Source organism: Buttiauxella cochleicola (genome assembly GCF_021282405.1).
GTDB lineage: Bacteria > Pseudomonadota > Gammaproteobacteria > Enterobacterales > Enterobacteriaceae > Buttiauxella > Buttiauxella massiliensis.
This window is the reverse complement of sequence record NZ_JAJSOU010000003.1, coordinates 152968-169131: the sequence shown is the minus strand read 5'-3', so window position 1 is coordinate 169131 and position 16164 is coordinate 152968. Positions and strand designations below refer to the sequence as shown.

The window sequence follows — 16164 nt, the reverse complement described above, 5'->3', positions numbered from 1 at the left end:
CAACTGGATTCAGAAACTCTTTTAGTCACTTAACAGAGTGCTAAATAGATATTTATCCTGGGCTGTTCAGCTTTCGAGATACAAGCTGCTCATCGCTCTTTTGTAAGGCTTACTACATTCTGTCCGTCGCTCCCCTTAATTTGTGATTGTTAATAGCACATTTAACCATGTGATTACCGTCACAAAAAGGAACTATAGCCACATTAATTACAAACTAATCGCTTAGGGTAACGGGTGTCCTGTCTATTTTAAAAGGCATCACCATGAGTGAAGAAAAAAAGAAAATGATTGCAGGCGAACTTTATCGCCCTGCAGACCAACAGCTTCGAGATGACCGCGTAAAAGCGCGCCATCTGATTCACCGTTTTAATCACACCGCTCCAGATGAAAAGGCCATTCGTAGTGAACTGCTCGAACAACTATTAGGCCAAAGTCTGGATGCTTATATTGAGCCATCGTTTCGTTGTGATTACGGCTACAATATTTTCCTCGGCAAAAACTTCTACGCCAATTTTGACTGTGTGATTCTCGACGTTTGTCCTGTCCACATCGGTGAGAATTGTATGTTAGCCCCAGGTGTTCACATTTATACTGCGACTCATCCGCTGGATGCTGAAACGCGCAACAGTGGTGTTGAATTTGGTAAACCTGTCTCGATTGGCAATAATGTCTGGATTGGCGGGCGCGCGGTTATCAACCCTGGTGTGACTATTGGCGATAATGTAGTGATAGGTGCCGGCTCCGTCGTCACGAAAGATATTCCGGCGAACTCGGTAGTTGCTGGAAACCCAGCTCGGCTGATTAAAATGGTGCCTGACACGCCACATTAACTGTTATGGTTTTTTATGGCGAAACTGTTACTTTTTTACCCTCGCAGGGCTTCTTAAAATAACAGTTCTCTGCCTGTCGCGTTCCTGTTCAGAAGGCCATCATGACTGAAATTCAGCGTCTGCTCACCGATACAATCGAACAACTCAATGCGGAAGAAAAACGCGACAATCGCCCGCGTTTTAGCATCAGCTTTATTCGCAAGCATCCGGGGTTATTTATCGGCATGTGGATAGGTTGGTTCGCAACACTATGGGTGATGCTGGAATCGGATACTCTGTCGGGATCGGTTTGGCTATTGGTTGTGTTGTTTGCGCTGCTAAACGGCTTTTTCTTTTTTGATGTGAATCCCCGTTACCGCTATGACGATATTGATGTGCTTGATTTACGCGTTTGCTATAACGGTGAGTGGTACAACACGCGTAACGTTCCACCCACATTGATCGATAAAATCCTGCATTCCCCTGGTGTTGACGAACAACAAAAATCGTTACTGCATAAGATGGTGGCGACGAAAGGCGAGCTCTCATTTTACGATATTTTCTCGCTCGGACGTCCGTAACGTTCACAGCTTATAAGAGCCAAGGGGCGAAGTGCCCCTTGTCTTAACGCCGCTTCTTCCCGCCCTGCACCGCTTTGAAACGCGGGTTACTTTTGCAAATCACATACAGCCGCCCTCTACGCTTCACAAGCTGGCAATCTGAATGGCGCTGCTTTGCACTACGTAATGAATTCAGAACCTGCATAAATCCCACCCCAATAATTATGTTATAACATAACAATAAATGACAAATAAGCAGAATGCAACTGCGTTTATTGGCATTGCTGAGTTTCGCAAATGCTTAGAACCCCACCCGGCAATAACTTAGAAGATAACAATATTGGGCGGCGTGACGCAGTTGCGGCAATGTCATTTCCACGAACAACACATCAATCCAGAAGGGATAAACCATGAGTCAGCGCTGTCGTTGTGAAAATTATTGTTGGGCTAAAACATCAATACGTGACGGGAAAACATCTGAATTACGTGGAGTTCAAAATGAGCAAAACAACGACCCAGGCATTGCCAATACTCGATCTCTTAGCCCTTGATGGCACCGATACCGATCGCGCAGCCTTTCTTGAACAACTACGCCATGCTGCTCGTGACATCGGCTTCTTTTATCTGATAAATCATGGCATCAGCCCGGAACTGCAACAGGCCGTTCAGGATGAAGCCCAGCTGTTTTTCTCTTTGCCTGACGCAGAAAAACAAAAAGTCGCGATGATTCACTCCCCGCATTTTCGCGGTTATAACCGCGCCGCCAGCGAATTAACACGTGGTAAACCTGACTGGCGTGAGCAATTTGATATTGGCGCTGAACGCCCGATACTTTCCGTCAGTCCATCACAACCTGGCTGGCTGCGTCTGCAAGGGCCCAACCTGTGGCCTGAATCGTTGCCAACTCTCAAGCCGACTCTGTTGCAATTTCAGCGTGAAATGACCGCTGTGGCGTTGAAATTACTACGCACTTTTGCATTAGCGTTGAAGTTACCGGCTAATAGCTTTGATGACCTGTATGGCAACAAACCCAACGAGCATATCAAGCTGATTCGCTATCCTGGCCAACAGGCTACCGATAGCAATCAGGGTGTTGGCGCTCACAAGGACTCCGGCTTCCTAAGCTTTCTGCTACAAGACAGGCAGCAGGGTTTACAGGTTGAAGTCAACCCCGATAACTGGATAGATGCAGCCCCCTTGCTCGGTAGCTTTGTGGTAAATATTGGTGAGTTGCTTGAATTGGCAACCAATGGCTACTTGCGCGCCACGGTTCATCGAGTGGTTTCTCCACCGCCAGGGCGGGAGCGCCAGTCCATCGCATTTTTCCTCGGCGCACAGTTAGATGCCGTGGTTCCGGTTTATACATTGCCTCCTGAGCTTGCAAGCCAGGCTCATGGCCCGGAAAGCGATCCTCACAACCCGTTACTGCGTGATGTTGGCTGGAATTACCTGAAAGGCCGCCTGCGATCTCATCCCGACGTGGCAGAACGTTATTATCCGGATGTCTTGCGTAGCAGCACTGAACTCATCGCTTAAATATTGAAGGAAACCACCATGAAATATGCCTCTTTTAAACTGGCAGGGATCGCGTTGTCTTTGACTCTGGCTTTCAGTGCTCAAGCAGCAGATACCTTACGTATTGCAGCAGATGCTGTACCACACGCAGAAATTCTGGCCTTTGTGCAGAAAATCGATCCTAATTTAAAACTCAAAGTCATTGAGCTCAGTAACGGCGTAAATGCCAACGAACTGCTGGCCAACGGCGATGTGGACGCCAACTACTTCCAGCATGTTCCGTATTTACGCGACCAGGAGAAAGCGTTAGGTAAAAAATTCACCGTTGCGGCCACTGTTCACATCGAGCCACTGGGGATTTACTCACACAAATATAAAGACCTGAAAGCGGTGCCGGAAAACGCCACCATCGCCTTACCAAATAACGTCACCAACCTAAGTCGGGCACTCTATCTTTTGCAGGACAAAGGGCTTATCACCCTGAAACCTGAGTTTAAAGATGCAGCGCAAAACCAGGCGACACCGCGCGATATCGCCAGCAATCCTAAAAAGCTGAAGATAATTGAAATCGAAGCACCGCAACTGCCGCGTTCGCTGGATGATGTCGATTTAGCCGTGATTAATGGTAACTACGCATTGGAAGCTGGGTTAACTCCGTCAAAAGATGCGCTGGGGCTGGAAAGTGCCACTCATAACCCGTATGCCAATATTCTGGTCACCAACCCAAATCTGGCAAACGATCCACGCATCAAGGAGCTGGCGAAAGATCTGCAATCACCGCAGGTTGCTGATTTTATTCGCAAGCAATTTAATGGCTCAGTGATCCCGGTTGCTACGCCACAGTCATGATAACCCTTGAGCGGCTGAGCAAAGTGTATGCCGGAGGAGGCCAACCGGCACTGGATGATGTCTCACTGACTGTGCCAGACGGCGCAATCTACGGCATTCTCGGGCGCAGCGGCGCTGGAAAAAGCACCTTGATTCGCTGCCTTAATTTGTTGGAGCGGCCCACTTCGGGCCGCATTCTGATGCAAGGTGTCGATATCACCACTCTTAATAATCGCGAGTTGCGGGTACACCGCCAACGCACCGGAATGGTATTCCAACACTTCAACCTGATTCATGCGCGAAATGTGGCGGACAACATCGCCGTACCGTTAGAAATTGCGGGACTTCCCCGTGAAGAGCGGCAAAAACGCATCACTGAGCTACTCGAGTTAGTCGGCCTTAGCGATAAAGCACAGGCTTTTCCTTCTCAGCTTTCCGGTGGGCAAAAACAGCGTGTGGGGATTGCTCGCGCGCTGGCTGCTCATCCTGATGTTCTGCTGTGTGATGAAGCAACCAGCGCATTAGATAGTGAAACTACCGCGTCCGTGCTGGCACTACTAAAAAATATTAACCATAAACTGGGGGTCACCATTGTGCTGATAACCCATCAACTTGAAGTCGTGAAAGCTATTTGCGACCACGCAGCATTGCTGGAAAACGGCAGGCTTATAGAAAGCGGCTCGTTGTCTGAATTACTGCTCATCCCCAGCTCCCGTCTGCGCCAGGCGTTACTCCCTGGAGATGCGGCCGAACAAGCATTCTTACGCCGTATCGGCGTGACAAGGAGTCTATTATGCGAAGTCGCCTAGACTGGGATGATTTATGGCCATTACTGTTAGATGGCTCACTGGATACGCTGTACATGGTCAGCCTCGCAGCACTCTTTACCGTGCTGATTGGATTGCCATTGGGGGTGCTGTTATTCCTCACTCGCCGTGATGGAGTATTGCCCGCTCCGCTATTCAATCAGGTCATTGGTAGTGTCGTGAATATCGGTCGTTCACTGCCGTTTATTGTGCTATTAATTGCGCTGATCCCCTTTACCCGCATAATTATCGGCACCACGTTAGGCAGCACAGCCGCAGTGGTTCCGATAACAATTGGCGCCTTCCCCTTCTTTGCGCGGGTAGTAGAAAACGCGTTAGATGAGGTCGATAAAGGTCGCATTGAGGCCATTTTATCCATGGGAGGAAATGTCTGGCATATCATCAGCAAAGTACTGCTGCCCGAAGCGCTGCCTGCTCTGCTGGCAGGGATCACCCTTACCATCGTAATGCTAATCGGCTTTTCGTCGATGGCTGGTGTGATTGGCGGTGGCGGCCTGGGAGATCTTGCAATTCGCTACGGTTATCAGCGATTTAATGACCAGGTCATGGTGGGCACCGTTGTCATTCTGGTGGTGATGGTGCAATTAGTACAAAGTATTGGAGACCGTCTGGTGCGCCGCCTGGCGCACCGACGTTAATTTCGCAATCTTTCTTAGGGCGGATAAGCGCAAGCGTCATCCGCCAGTTTTTCAGGCTTTCTCGCGCACTAGCAAAGTAGTCAGCGTAAATGACAATCCCAATGCCAGCGCCACCCCCATCAAAGCAAAGATAAAGTATGGCCCGATGTAAGCCGGCAGGCTGAAAATACTCGATAAAATATAGCCATACAAACGCACACCAAAGAAGGCAATAAATGCCGAGGCGATGGAGCTGGCAACCGTGGCGGCGATAAACGCTTTCTTGTAGCGCGTCAGAACACCAAACAGCGCAGGTTCGGTAATACCCAGTAATGCGGAAATAGCCGCGGGCAGAACCACCGATCTTTCTTCGCGAGATTTACTTTGCTTCCAGATGGCAAACGTTGATCCGGCAATCGCCATATTAGCCATAAACATCATTGGCATCAGCATGTCGTAGCCGCGGTCGGTAAAGTTTTGCAGTGCGATTGGTGTCATCGCATGGTGCATTCCGGTCAAAATCGCTACCGGGCGAATGGCTCCCACTACCAATCCTGCAAAACTTGCGGATACACCAAACAGCCCTTCAATAAACCACGCCAACGCTTTACCCAAATAGATCCCCAATGGCCCAATCACCACCAGCGCAACTAACGCGGCGAGGAACAAAGTGAGCGTCGGAGTAAATACCGTTTTCAATACATCTGGCATAAACCGGTCCACCCATCGATGGATGTAGCTCAGGGCCAGAACCGAGAAAATCACCGGGATCACGCTTGAGGCGTAGTTAAATACCGAAACCGGTACCACGTTCAGAAAATAGAACGTATCGACAGCATTCGGCGCATGGCTTGCCAGTAACTTTGCTGCTTCGATAAGCGATGGATACATCAGACAGGCCGCCACCGCTGCGGCCAGGTATTCATTAGTTTTAAAGATACGTGCCGCAGAGATAGCGAGGAAAAACGGTAAAAAATAGAACACGCCGCTGGCAATTAAATCGATGACAATTACCGTATCGCTTTTTGCCGAAACGAATTTAAGTGCAATCAAGCCTGCTAACAGACCTTTGATCATCCCGGCGCCAGCGATAGCGGGAACAATCGGCCCAAACACGCCCGATACGGTATCCATAAACATCGACACCAGGCTTTTACGGGCTTTCTTGTGAGTCGCGGGGGCAATTTGCTCACCAGATGTATCCAGCGCGCTGCTCAGCTGTTCGTACCAACTGTTCACCTGCGGGCCAATAATAATCTGGAATTGGTCACTCTGAATCTGCGCCCCTAATACACCGGGGATTTTTTTAATTTCGGACTGATCAATTTTATTCTCATCAATCAGAGAGAAGCGCAAGCGCGTCATACAGTGCCAGGCTTTGTTAATATTATCCGCACCACCTACAAGGTGAATAATATTATTAATTGCATCACGAGTCCCCATCTGTCGCTCCCAAAGAATTACTAATTATTATGTGTTGAATGCCTGAGATGGTAGAGAATCGAAAGAACCAAAACAAACCAATAAACTTTGAGCAACATCACAATTACGCCTAACAAAGGGCATCAAACACATCAAACTAACAAATTGGTATGGTATTTAGGTCACATTCAACTATTTTACGGACCAATAAAAATAAGCAAAAATAATGGTTTACCCACATATAAAAATAAGGTGATAGTAAATAACAGAAGCCTTTAATTGATGAGTAAATGACCGCGATTGACAAGGTCTGTGGAGTAATCTCGTGCAACCAACCATTATTGAAAATATTGAATGTTTTATTACCCGCCCTGACCGTCACAACCTGATTACGGTGCGTGTCACCACCAATAAGGGTGTAATAGGTCATGGATGTGCGACCTTCCAGCAACGCCCCCTGGCGGTAAAAGTGATGGTCGATGAATATCTCAAACCACTGCTAATAGGGCGCGATGCCAATAACATTGAAGATCTGTGGCAGCTGATGATGGTCAACGCTTACTGGCGCAACGGACCGGTTATCAATAACGCTATCGCAGGTGTCGATATGGCACTTTGGGATATCAAAGGCCAGCTGGCAGGAATGCCGCTATACCAACTTCTGGGCGGTAAATCGAAAGACGCTATCGCGGCATATAGCCACGCCGCCAGTGAAACGCTTGAAGGCTTGTATCTGGAAGTCGACAAACTTTTGGCACAAGGTTATCGCTACATTCGCTGTCAGTTAGGGTTTTATGGCGGAACACCTCAGGGGTTGCATGCCACAAAGACACCTACTCAGGGCGCCTACTACGATCAGGACGAATACATGGCCAATACTGTGGCAATGTTTAAGGCTCTGCGCGAAAAGTACGGCAACCAGTTCCATATACTTCACGATGTACATGAGCGTCTGTTCCCACAACAAGCGGTGCAACTGGCAAAAGCTCTCGAGCCATACCAGCCATGGTTTATCGAAGACATTCTACCGCCGCAACAAAGCGCCTGGCTTGAACAGGTTCGCGCGCATTCTTCGGTTCCACTTGCTTTAGGGGAGCTATTTAATAACCCTGCCGAATGGCATGATTTGATTGTTAATCGCCGCATCGATTTTATCCGCTGCCACGTTTCGCAAATCGGTGGAATCACCCCTGCATTGAAGCTCGCTATTCTATGTCAGGCATTCGGTGTACGCCTGGCATGGCATGGCCCATCGGATATGACGCCAATTGGCGTAGCGGTAAATACCCATTTAAATATCCATCTGCACAATGCAGCGATTCAGGAATTTATTCCCAATATGCCAAATACCGAATCGGTCTTTCCAGGTAGCCCGGTTGCGGAGAAGGGCTATATTTATCCGCTTGAAAAACCGGGTATTGGCGTAGGTTTCGACCAACAAAGAGCGGAAACCTTCCCGGTGGAGTATCGCCCACATGAGTGGACGCAAAGCCGCTTACCTAACGGAGCCATTCACACTCCCTGAATGCCCTGCCGCCAGGCCAAATTATCGTGGTTATAGGGGGTAACGTAGGTACAGGAATAATTGATATCAATGATATCGCTGATTTCAAAAACCCGTCCTCCTTCAAGAATTCCCCGGTTGATGATGTGCATCGCCGGGATACCTTTTTTACACTCCAGCAATACCGCCTGCTCTTTACTGACTGCTACCGCCTGATAACTGGTTAACAGGTGCGAAATCCACAACCCTTTACTCAGCACATATTGTTGAATCGAGCGCTCGATGACCTGCTGATTCAGATCGGGAAAGTCCTGTACTGGCATGCGCGAAATTTCAATTTGTATCTTTTGATTTTCAACATAACGCAGGCGGCAAAATTGCCAAATGTAGTCCTCTTTACCCAGACCAAATACTTGCTGCTCTTCGCGATTGGGTAATTTCTTATGCAGATTAACCATGCGAAAGGCTATCTGGTCGAAATGCTTTTCGGTGATGGAGTTATAGACCAATGGGTTATTTCTGGCCTGCGGATTAATCCAAATCCCGGAGCCCTGAATAATCTCAATGACCCCAATGCTGACCAGCTTTTCCAGCGCTTTACGAATCGTGAAACGCGAGACATCATATTCCAATGCTAATTGGCGCTCAGGCGGTAATTTTCGCCTTTGGTTATCGTTGTGCTGATAAATTTTGCTCAACAGATCCTGAATAACAAACTCTTTTTTCTTCATTTATTGCTCACCAGTCACTCACTTTCACAGGTTATCCCACCGCATAGGCAGAGGAAAACATAACATCGCCTATTCATGTGAGATACACTGTTCTCGTCTATGAAAAACCATTATAAAAACTAACTTCTTAACTGGGTCTAAAAGAATGACATCCCGAAAGCTCATCAGCCTGGTAAGCGGTGTACTTATTTTGGCAGTTTTGCTACCCATTCTGTTAAGCATTTATCTTGCTCATCGTAATGCCGAACACGCATTTCACGATGAATTAGTAGAGTTTGCCGATCACGCTTTGCTTCGCACTGACAAGGTGATCGACCAAGCTGTTTCTGCGATTAATGATATTAACCGCTTTAATGACAATACATGTTCGCAAGCACACGCGGAAGCCATGCATCGTGTCGCTCTTGAATATCGCTACGTGCAAGAAGTGATGTTCCAGGAAGATGAGCATATTTTGTGTACTTCACTGGAGTCCATTACTCATAGTGCTACATTAGGTAAACCAGACCGTCAGGGTATTCATGGTTTTAACGCCTGGTATACCACTCCACCGATACCCGATTTTCAACGCAAGATGGTATATATCGGCAAGAAACCTCACCTTGCATTAATTGACCCAATGTCATTTATTGATGTTCTCCCCTTTGGTAATCACACGCTAAATATTGCGATGATTGGGCTACATAATAATCAGCTTATTGCCAGCAACAGTCGATATATTTCTGAGACATGGCACGAAGCGCTGGAAAAAGGTACGGACGAATTTCAGAGCAACGACAATTTCTATGTGATTCGCCGGGATAATAATCTTGGCCTGGCTATGATTGCCTGGGCGTCAATGGAACCCATGACGACCGCCTGGTATAAGCAATTGTTTATCTGGCTACCAGTAGGCTTAATTATAAGCCTCGTTGCAGGTGGACTCTTAATTCGTATTTTGCGTCGGTTGTTATCGCCTCGTAACAGGCTGATGGATGCTATCAAAAACAATGAATTTAGCGTGGTTTATCAACCTATTGTTCATCTTCAAAGCGGCGAAATTGTCGGCGCGGAAGCCTTAATTCGTTGGCAGCAACAAGATGGCTCAATGTTAAACCCGGATGTGTTTATCCCACTGGCGGAGCAAACCGGGTTGGTAACACAATTAACAGAGCTGGTCATTAAGCGCATTTTCCTCGAGTTGGGCGACTGGTTAAGCAAGCACCCTCACTATCATATTTCTGTGAACATGGGTGTTCAGGATGCCCGTAGCCTGCATATTCTTGATATTACTCGTCCGTACCTGGCACGTTATTCAGTTAATCCAAAACAAATAGCATTTGAGATTACTGAACGTGGATTTTCTGATCCGAAAATTACGGCACCGATTATCGCGAAATATCGAAAGGCCGGGCATGCCATCTATATTGATGATTTTGGAACCGGTTATTCCAGCCTGAGTTATTTACAAGATCTCGATGTTGATACCCTTAAAATAGATAAATCATTCGTCGATGCCCTCGAATATAAAAATGTCACTCCGCATATTATTGAAATGGCAAAGGCTCTGGGGATTTTGATGGTGGCCGAAGGCATTGAAACCCCTAGCCAGGCGGCATGGCTACGCAAACAGGGTGTGCAGTACGGACAGGGCTGGTTCTTCAGTAAAGCCCTGCCTAAAAATGAATTTATCGAGTGGGTAGCAAGCTCTTGTGCCAGGAAATCAAAAATCCCCTGAAAAAACTACTTCACACCGAGACGTTTCGCCAGGCGGTGTAAATTAGCAACATCTAACTGCAACTGCCGGGCACTCGCAGCCCAATTCCCCACATTAGCCTCCAGCGTGCTGATAATAATCCGCCGCTGGAAATCATCAGTCGCCGTCCGCAAGTTATCGACCTCAGCCACGCGGGCAACAGCTGTACTAGCAGGTTTCGCTTCAGTATCTGTTAGTTGAAAATGTTGTGGTTCCAACCAGATTTCGCCATCTGGTTTACCGGAGCGCGCAAGCACAGTGGCGCGATAAAGAGCATGCTCCAGCTCGCGAATATTTCCAGGCCAGTCATATCGACGCAGTAATTCCCGAGCGCCATCCGTCAAGGCGACCTGTTTCAGCCCCATTTTTACGCGGCTTTGCTCGCAGAAAAACCCGGCTAATAGAGTGATGTCATCTCCGCGCTCACGTAGCGGTGGAACATGCAGTGGGAAGACGCTTAAACGATGGAATAGATCGGCACGAAAATCACCTGACAGTACGTGCTGCTTTAAGTCGCGATTGGTCGCTGCCAGCACCCGCACATTTACCCTTTGGCTGCTGTCATCGCCCACACGCTGAATATCGCCATACTGTAAAACTCGCAATAATTTTGCCTGTAACGTTAATGGCAGCTCCCCTATTTCATCGAGGAATAGCGTGCCGTTATCCGCCATTTCAAATTTGCCGGTTCGATGATGAATAGCCCCGGTAAATGCCCCCTTTACGTGACCGAACAGTTCACTTTCCGCCACGCTTTCCGGCAGTGCCGCACAGTTGAGATACACCAGAGGATTTGCGGCACGTGCCGACCCACTGTGAATGGCACGCGCCACTAGCTCTTTCCCAACACCCGTCTCCCCCGTTATCAGCACATTCAGGTCAGAACCGGCGACAATTTCTATCTCTTTCTTAAGCTGCATAATCCCAGTAGACAAGCCCACCATCTCGGCGCTGCTGGTTTTGCTCGTAATGGGAGTGGAGACAACCGCAGGCGTTTGGTTTTCAAGCTGTTCCATCAGCAAGGCGTTATTCAAAGCACCTGCTGCCAATACGCTAATTAAGCGCAACTCTTCATCGCTGAAATGATCGAACTGCAAAGGGTCCATTCCATCCACTGTTAATGCACCTATCAGGTTCTGATCGGCAAATAGTGGCAGCCCAAGACAGGCATGGACTTTTAAATCGGTATGGTCAGGAATGAGCCCATCGTAAGGATCGGGTAATTCGCTGTCCGCCGGGAAACGCACCACATCGCCTGCGCGCGCAATAGCTTCAAGACGTGGATGTTCATCCAGATCAAACCGCCGCCCGAGCACATCCTGCGCCAGGCCATCAATCGCCAGCGGGCGAAACTGCCGCGCTTCGTAACGCAACAACGCCGTGGCATCACCACCCAAAAGCTGGCGCAGCGTCCGAATCAAACGCGCGAAACGATCCTGATGAGAAATGCCGCTTTGCAGGTCAATGGCAATGTTGGCAAGGGATGTAATTGAAAGGCTCATAAGCGGCTCCAGACGACGATTCGGCTAACTTAGCCCTTGGTAGTCAAAAAGACAATTAAATTGTCAAAAAGACAAATACCGGCATTGTCATTTTGACAATCAAAAGTTAAACAGAAATAAAAATATTCATATTAATCAATATCATAAAAAGTTGGCACGCCGTTTGTAATACATCTAATACGAGCACTGTTTTTTCATTCTTTTTGAGGTACTGACAAATGGCTATTCAGGTTAAAAACAACATTCAATGGGTTGGTCAACGTGACTGGGAAGTGCGTGATTTTCACGGCACCGAATACAAAACGCTGAAAGGTAGCAGCTATAACAGTTACCTGATCCGTGAAGAAAAAACGGTGCTGATTGATACTGTCGACCATAAGTTTAGCCGTGAATTTGTGCAAAACCTGGCGGCTGAAATTGACCTGAATAGCCTTGATTACATCATCATTAACCACGCGGAAGAAGACCACGCGGGCGCGCTGACCGAGCTGATGTCGCGCATTCCCAACACGCCAATTTACTGCACTGCCAACGGCATCGATTCGATTAATGGCCACCACCATCACCCGGAGTGGAATTTCCACGTTGTGAAAACCGGCGACAGCCTCGATATCGGCAACGGCAAGCAGCTTATCTTCGTTGAAACGCCGATGCTGCACTGGCCGGACAGCATGATGACCTATATGACCGGCGACGCGGTGCTGTTCAGCAACGACGCCTTTGGTCAGCACTATTGCGATGAACATCTGTTTAACGATGAAGTCGACCAGGCTGAATTGTTCGAGCAGTGCCAGCGTTACTACGCCAACATTTTGACGCCGTTCAGCCGCCTGGTAACTCCCAAAATCACCGAAATTCTCGGCTTCAATCTGCCGGTAGATATGATTGCGACATCTCACGGTGTGGTATGGCGTGATAACCCAACACAAATCGTGGAGTTGTACTTAAAGTGGGCGGCTGATTATCAAGAAGATCGCATCACCATTTTCTACGACACCATGTCCAACAACACCCGCATGATGGCGGATGCAATTGCGCAAGGGATTACCGAAGTCGATCCCCGCGTGGCGGTGAAAATCTTTAACGTCGCCCGCCATGATAAAAACGAAGTTCTGACCAACGTGTTCCGCTCCAAGGGCGTGCTGGTCGGCACATCAACGATGAATAACGTGATGATGCCGAAAATTGCCGGGCTGGTTGAGGAGATGACTGGGCTGCGTTTTCGCAATAAGCGCGGCAGCGCGTTCGGCTCCCACGGCTGGAGCGGCGGCGCGGTTGATCGCTTGTCCACGCGTTTGCAGGATGCCGGTTTTGAAATGTCGCTAAGCCTGAAAGCGAAGTGGCGTCCGGATATCGACGCGCTGGAAATCTGCCGCGAACACGGTCGTGAAATCGCCCGCCAGTGGGCGTTAACGCCGCTCGCTTCTGCGCCCTTTGTAGCACCGCAAGAAAGCGTGGTTGAAAAGCCAGGCTGCGCCGATTTTGGCCCACGCATGCAATGCAGCGTTTGCCAGTGGATTTACGACCCAGAAACCGGCGAACCGATGCAGGATGTCGCGCCAGGAACGCCGTGGAGCGAAGTGCCGGACAGCTTCCTGTGCCCTGAATGCTCGCTTGGGAAAGACGTATTTGACGTGCTGGCAACGGAGGCAAAATGAAGCATGGCATTGTGATTATCGGTTCGGGCTTTGCCGCCCGCCAGCTGGTGAAAAATATCCGCAAACATGACGCGCAGGTACCGGTGCGCATGATTGCCGCCGACAGCATGGACGAATACAACAAGCCCGATCTCAGCCATGTTATCAGCCTGAATCAGCGTGCGGACGACCTCACCCGGCAGCGTGCCGGGGAGTTTGCCGAGCAGTTTAACGTAACGCTCAACGCCAACAGTTGGGTGTCAGAAATTAACGCTCGCGAACGCCTGGTGAAATGTGGCGACCAGCAATGGCAGTACGACAAACTGGTGCTGGCAACGGGTTCCCGCGCCCTTCTGCCGCCAATTGAAGGCAAAGAGCTGATGCTGACGCTCAACAGCCAGCAGGAATATCTGGCCTGTGAATCAACGCTGCGCGAGGCTAAACGCGTGATGATTCTGGGCGGTGGTTTGATTGGCACCGAACTGGCGATGGATTTTTGCCGCGCCGAGAAACAGGTGATTCTGGTGGATAACGCCGCCAGCCTGCTCGCCTCGTTGATGCCTGCGGAGGTTAGCAGCCGTTTGCAGCAGCGCCTGAACCAAATGGGCGTCGAACTGTTGTTTAATCAGCGGCTTGAATCACTCAGCCAAACGCCACAGGGAATTCATGCGGCATTGAGCAACGGGCGAATAGTCACCGTGGATGCCGTGGTAGCGGCGATTGGCCTGCGTCCAAACGTCGACCTGGCGCAGCACGCCGGGCTGGCGGTAAACCGTGGGATTCAGGTGAACCGCCAGTTGCAGACATCTGACGCGAATATTTATGCCCTCGGTGATTGCGCGGAAATCGACGGCAAAGTGCTGCCGTTCCTGCAACCGATTCAGTTCAGCGCCATGACGCTTGCCAAAAATTTGCTGGGTGCCGCTGACGGCCTGAATCTCCCCGCGATGCTGGTAAAAGTGAAAACGCCGGAGCTGCCGCTGCACCTTGCGGGTGAAACACAACGCCATGATTTGGCCTGGCAAATCAGCGCCGAGCCGCAGGGTCTGATTGCCAAAGGCTATGACGAAGCACAGCAGTTACGGGCGTTTATTGTCAGCGAAGCGCACATGAAAATGGCGTTTGGATTGTTACGGGAATTGCAGGTTTAGCGGATGTTCATGCGGGTGGCGCTCGATATGATGTCGGCGCCGCCCGCGTGACGTTACTCGTCAAGAATTGGCGCAAAGCCGCCATAGATCATACGTTTTCCATCAAATGGCATCGACTCACCAAACTCTTTCATCCTTGGGTCAGACATCATCTTCGCGTTGGCGGCATCGCGTACTTCTTTGGATGGATATTCAATCCAGCTAAACACCACTTCTTCGCTCTCTTCGGCTTTCACCGCCATGCGAAAATCAGTGAGCTTGCCGTCAGGCACATCATCAGCCCAACACTCTACGACGCGTAGCGCACCAAACTCTTTAAACAAAGGTGCCGCTTTTGCGGCTAACTGCTTATACGCTTCTTTATTGGCTGCGGGTACCGCAACTACGAAACCATCAACATAACTCATTGTGAACCTCCACGGAGTGGGGAAGACGGGTAGATAATTTCCACCCGTGATGATTACGATTGATAAGTTTAGTCGTTAAGAATGGACACTACCTGTTCATAATTTGAGCAGCATCTCATATTGGGTAATGGGATCCTGACGGTAGCCGCTGCTCAGATAAAGAGGTGCCAATTGCTCAGGGATAGCTGTTGCGGTAAATAATCCAGGGAAACGTTCACGTAATAGCGTGAGCAATTTTTTCGCCTGCCCTTTGCCACGAGCCACCGGGTCAACATAGAGCATCCGTAATCTGGGCTTAGGGGTTGTGGCAACCATTGCGTATGCAGTGTCATTGAGAACGAATGCTTTACCCGGTAATTTATATAGCGTTTCAGGTGCGCTTAACCACGGCAGATTCAGGCTTTCGTCCATCATCATTTTTTTCGCCATCACTAGCGGGTCGATTTCCTGCAATTCGCCGGTTTCTGTAAACTGCGGCGACTGAATGGTATCAAACCCGACCAATGTCTGCTGGCGAACAAACCCCATACGTTCATACAGTGACACTCCATTCTCGTTGCCAACAATAACTTCCAGCCAAAAGTTACGGTCACCACGGGCTCGCGCACCATCAATTAACTCCTGCATGAACTGTTTGCCAAACCCCTGCCCACGTAATTCAGGACGAATCGCGAATGCAGCAAGGCGACAGCTCTGCCCGCGGCGCGTGATGAGCGCCAGCGCCTTTGGCTCACCATTTTGCGTCCAGACTCGGCTGTCATTGAGACTGAGATCTTCAGCGCTAAAACGTGACGCAAAAGTTTCACCATCAATAGTGAAAGGGACCAAATACCCTTCAAAACAGTGGGAAAGAATTTCAGCCAACTGATGGCTATTCCAGTGCGCCGCCGCGTTGCTGATTACCTTGCTATTCATCGCT

Annotated in this window: 16 protein-coding genes; 10 read left to right on the top strand and 6 right to left on the bottom strand. The window is 49.2% G+C overall.

The genetic code is table 11. The features are described 5' to 3' along the window. The first annotated feature begins 263 nt into the window (after positions 1–263). Entirely contained in the window at positions 264–830 is a 567-nt protein-coding gene (gene maa, locus LVQ79_RS05190) for a maltose O-acetyltransferase (RefSeq protein WP_232864135.1), read from the top strand. A 101-nt stretch (positions 831–931) separates the two neighbouring features. Beyond that, positions 932–1390 carry a YlaC family protein gene (locus tag LVQ79_RS05185; RefSeq protein WP_134183996.1) on the top strand — a complete coding sequence of 153 codons (459 nt, stop codon included), beginning with the start codon at positions 932–934 and terminating at the stop codon, positions 1388–1390. 43 nt (positions 1391–1433) lie between these two features. Here LVQ79_RS05185 and ykgO read toward each other — a convergent pair whose 3' ends face one another. Further along, positions 1434–1574 (bottom strand): type B 50S ribosomal protein L36, encoded by a 141-nt coding sequence (ykgO, locus tag LVQ79_RS05180; protein ID WP_232864134.1) that lies wholly within the window; start codon positions 1572–1574, stop codon positions 1434–1436. A 293-nt stretch (positions 1575–1867) separates the two neighbouring features. Here ykgO and LVQ79_RS05175 point away from each other — a divergent pair, with 293 nt between their 5' ends. Genes LVQ79_RS05175 through LVQ79_RS05160 form a run of 4 tightly spaced genes read left to right on the top strand, consistent with a single transcriptional unit; the run spans position 1868 to position 5177 of the window. Then, entirely contained in the window at positions 1868–2905 is a 1038-nt protein-coding gene (locus LVQ79_RS05175; protein WP_232864133.1) for an isopenicillin N synthase family dioxygenase, read from the top strand. 18 nt (positions 2906–2923) lie between these two features. Further along, positions 2924–3733, top strand: coding sequence for a MetQ/NlpA family ABC transporter substrate-binding protein (locus tag LVQ79_RS05170; RefSeq protein WP_232864132.1), 810 nt, complete (start codon positions 2924–2926; stop codon positions 3731–3733). Next, positions 3730–4521 carry a methionine ABC transporter ATP-binding protein gene (locus LVQ79_RS05165; protein ID WP_232864131.1) on the top strand — a complete coding sequence of 264 codons (792 nt, stop codon included), beginning with the start codon at positions 3730–3732 and terminating at the stop codon, positions 4519–4521. The genes LVQ79_RS05170 and LVQ79_RS05165 overlap by 4 nt, the downstream gene beginning before the upstream one ends. Further along, positions 4506–5177 carry a methionine ABC transporter permease gene (locus LVQ79_RS05160; RefSeq protein WP_151994765.1) on the top strand — a complete coding sequence of 224 codons (672 nt, stop codon included), beginning with the start codon at positions 4506–4508 and terminating at the stop codon, positions 5175–5177. Before LVQ79_RS05165 ends, LVQ79_RS05160 begins: the two co-directional genes overlap by 16 nt. A 51-nt stretch (positions 5178–5228) precedes the next feature. Here LVQ79_RS05160 and LVQ79_RS05155 read toward each other — a convergent pair whose 3' ends face one another. Then, positions 5229–6599 carry a PTS transporter subunit EIIC gene (locus tag LVQ79_RS05155; protein ID WP_151994764.1) on the bottom strand — a complete coding sequence of 457 codons (1371 nt, stop codon included), beginning with the start codon at positions 6597–6599 and terminating at the stop codon, positions 5229–5231. 304 nt (positions 6600–6903) lie between these two features. On the opposite strand from LVQ79_RS05155, the gene LVQ79_RS05150 reads away from it, so the two are divergent. Then, a complete protein-coding gene (locus tag LVQ79_RS05150; RefSeq protein ID WP_232864130.1) occupies positions 6904–8103 on the top strand; it encodes an enolase C-terminal domain-like protein in 1200 nt (399 codons plus the stop codon). Here LVQ79_RS05150 and LVQ79_RS05145 read toward each other — a convergent pair. After that, a complete protein-coding gene (locus LVQ79_RS05145; RefSeq protein WP_232864129.1) occupies positions 8091–8813 on the bottom strand; it encodes a GntR family transcriptional regulator in 723 nt (240 codons plus the stop codon). The genes LVQ79_RS05150 and LVQ79_RS05145 overlap by 13 nt on opposite strands. A gap of 145 nt (positions 8814–8958) precedes the next feature. Here LVQ79_RS05145 and pdeB point away from each other — a divergent pair, with 145 nt between their 5' ends. Continuing rightward, the gene (gene pdeB, locus LVQ79_RS05140; protein ID WP_232864128.1) at positions 8959–10530 is read left to right on the top strand and encodes a cyclic di-3',5'-guanosine monophosphate phosphodiesterase PdeB; all 1572 of its coding nucleotides are present in this window, start codon (positions 8959–8961) and stop codon (positions 10528–10530) included. A 5-nt stretch (positions 10531–10535) separates the two neighbouring features. On the opposite strand, the gene norR is transcribed toward pdeB, so the two are convergent. Then, positions 10536–12050 carry a nitric oxide reductase transcriptional regulator NorR gene (norR, locus tag LVQ79_RS05135; RefSeq protein ID WP_232864127.1) on the bottom strand — a complete coding sequence of 505 codons (1515 nt, stop codon included), beginning with the start codon at positions 12048–12050 and terminating at the stop codon, positions 10536–10538. 218 nt (positions 12051–12268) lie between these two features. Here norR and norV point away from each other — a divergent pair, with 218 nt between their 5' ends. Together norV and norW are read left to right on the top strand one after the other, a co-directional pair. Further along, complete coding sequence (gene norV / locus LVQ79_RS05130) at positions 12269–13708, top strand: anaerobic nitric oxide reductase flavorubredoxin (protein WP_232864126.1); 1440 nt, start codon at positions 12269–12271, stop codon at positions 13706–13708. Next, the gene (norW, locus tag LVQ79_RS05125; RefSeq protein WP_232864125.1) at positions 13705–14838 is read left to right on the top strand and encodes an NADH:flavorubredoxin reductase NorW; all 1134 of its coding nucleotides are present in this window, start codon (positions 13705–13707) and stop codon (positions 14836–14838) included. The genes norV and norW overlap by 4 nt, the downstream gene beginning before the upstream one ends. Before the next feature lie 53 nt (positions 14839–14891). Here the strand turns inward: norW and LVQ79_RS05120 are convergent, their stop codons facing one another. Then, positions 14892–15245, bottom strand: a complete 354-nt coding sequence (locus tag LVQ79_RS05120; protein WP_232864124.1) for a DUF1428 domain-containing protein — start codon at positions 15243–15245, stop codon at positions 14892–14894. A 96-nt stretch (positions 15246–15341) separates the two neighbouring features. Then, positions 15342–16160, bottom strand: coding sequence for a GNAT family N-acetyltransferase (locus LVQ79_RS05115; protein WP_232864123.1), 819 nt, complete (start codon positions 16158–16160; stop codon positions 15342–15344). Positions 16161–16164: the final 4 nt, after the last annotated feature.

What these genes read in the sequence shown, in the direction of transcription:
- maa (WP_232864135.1), top strand. Translation starts at nt 264, where the DNA reads ATGAGTGAAGAAAAAAAGAAAATGATTGCAGGCGAACTTTATCGCCCT.
- LVQ79_RS05185 (WP_134183996.1), top strand. Translation starts at nt 932, where the DNA reads ATGACTGAAATTCAGCGTCTGCTCACCGATACAATCGAACAACTCAAT.
- ykgO (WP_232864134.1), bottom strand. Translation starts at nt 1,574, where the DNA reads ATGCAGGTTCTGAATTCATTACGTAGTGCAAAGCAGCGCCATTCAGAT.
- LVQ79_RS05175 (WP_232864133.1), top strand. Translation starts at nt 1,868, where the DNA reads ATGAGCAAAACAACGACCCAGGCATTGCCAATACTCGATCTCTTAGCC.
- LVQ79_RS05170 (WP_232864132.1), top strand. Translation starts at nt 2,924, where the DNA reads ATGAAATATGCCTCTTTTAAACTGGCAGGGATCGCGTTGTCTTTGACT.
- LVQ79_RS05165 (WP_232864131.1), top strand. Translation starts at nt 3,730, where the DNA reads ATGATAACCCTTGAGCGGCTGAGCAAAGTGTATGCCGGAGGAGGCCAA.
- LVQ79_RS05160 (WP_151994765.1), top strand. Translation starts at nt 4,506, where the DNA reads ATGCGAAGTCGCCTAGACTGGGATGATTTATGGCCATTACTGTTAGAT.
- LVQ79_RS05155 (WP_151994764.1), bottom strand. Translation starts at nt 6,599, where the DNA reads ATGGGGACTCGTGATGCAATTAATAATATTATTCACCTTGTAGGTGGT.
- LVQ79_RS05145 (WP_232864129.1), bottom strand. Translation starts at nt 8,813, where the DNA reads ATGAAGAAAAAAGAGTTTGTTATTCAGGATCTGTTGAGCAAAATTTAT.
- pdeB (WP_232864128.1), top strand. Translation starts at nt 8,959, where the DNA reads ATGACATCCCGAAAGCTCATCAGCCTGGTAAGCGGTGTACTTATTTTG.
- norR (WP_232864127.1), bottom strand. Translation starts at nt 12,050, where the DNA reads ATGAGCCTTTCAATTACATCCCTTGCCAACATTGCCATTGACCTGCAA.
- norV (WP_232864126.1), top strand. Translation starts at nt 12,269, where the DNA reads ATGGCTATTCAGGTTAAAAACAACATTCAATGGGTTGGTCAACGTGAC.
- norW (WP_232864125.1), top strand. Translation starts at nt 13,705, where the DNA reads ATGAAGCATGGCATTGTGATTATCGGTTCGGGCTTTGCCGCCCGCCAG.
- LVQ79_RS05120 (WP_232864124.1), bottom strand. Translation starts at nt 15,245, where the DNA reads ATGAGTTATGTTGATGGTTTCGTAGTTGCGGTACCCGCAGCCAATAAA.
- LVQ79_RS05115 (WP_232864123.1), bottom strand. Translation starts at nt 16,160, where the DNA reads ATGAATAGCAAGGTAATCAGCAACGCGGCGGCGCACTGGAATAGCCAT.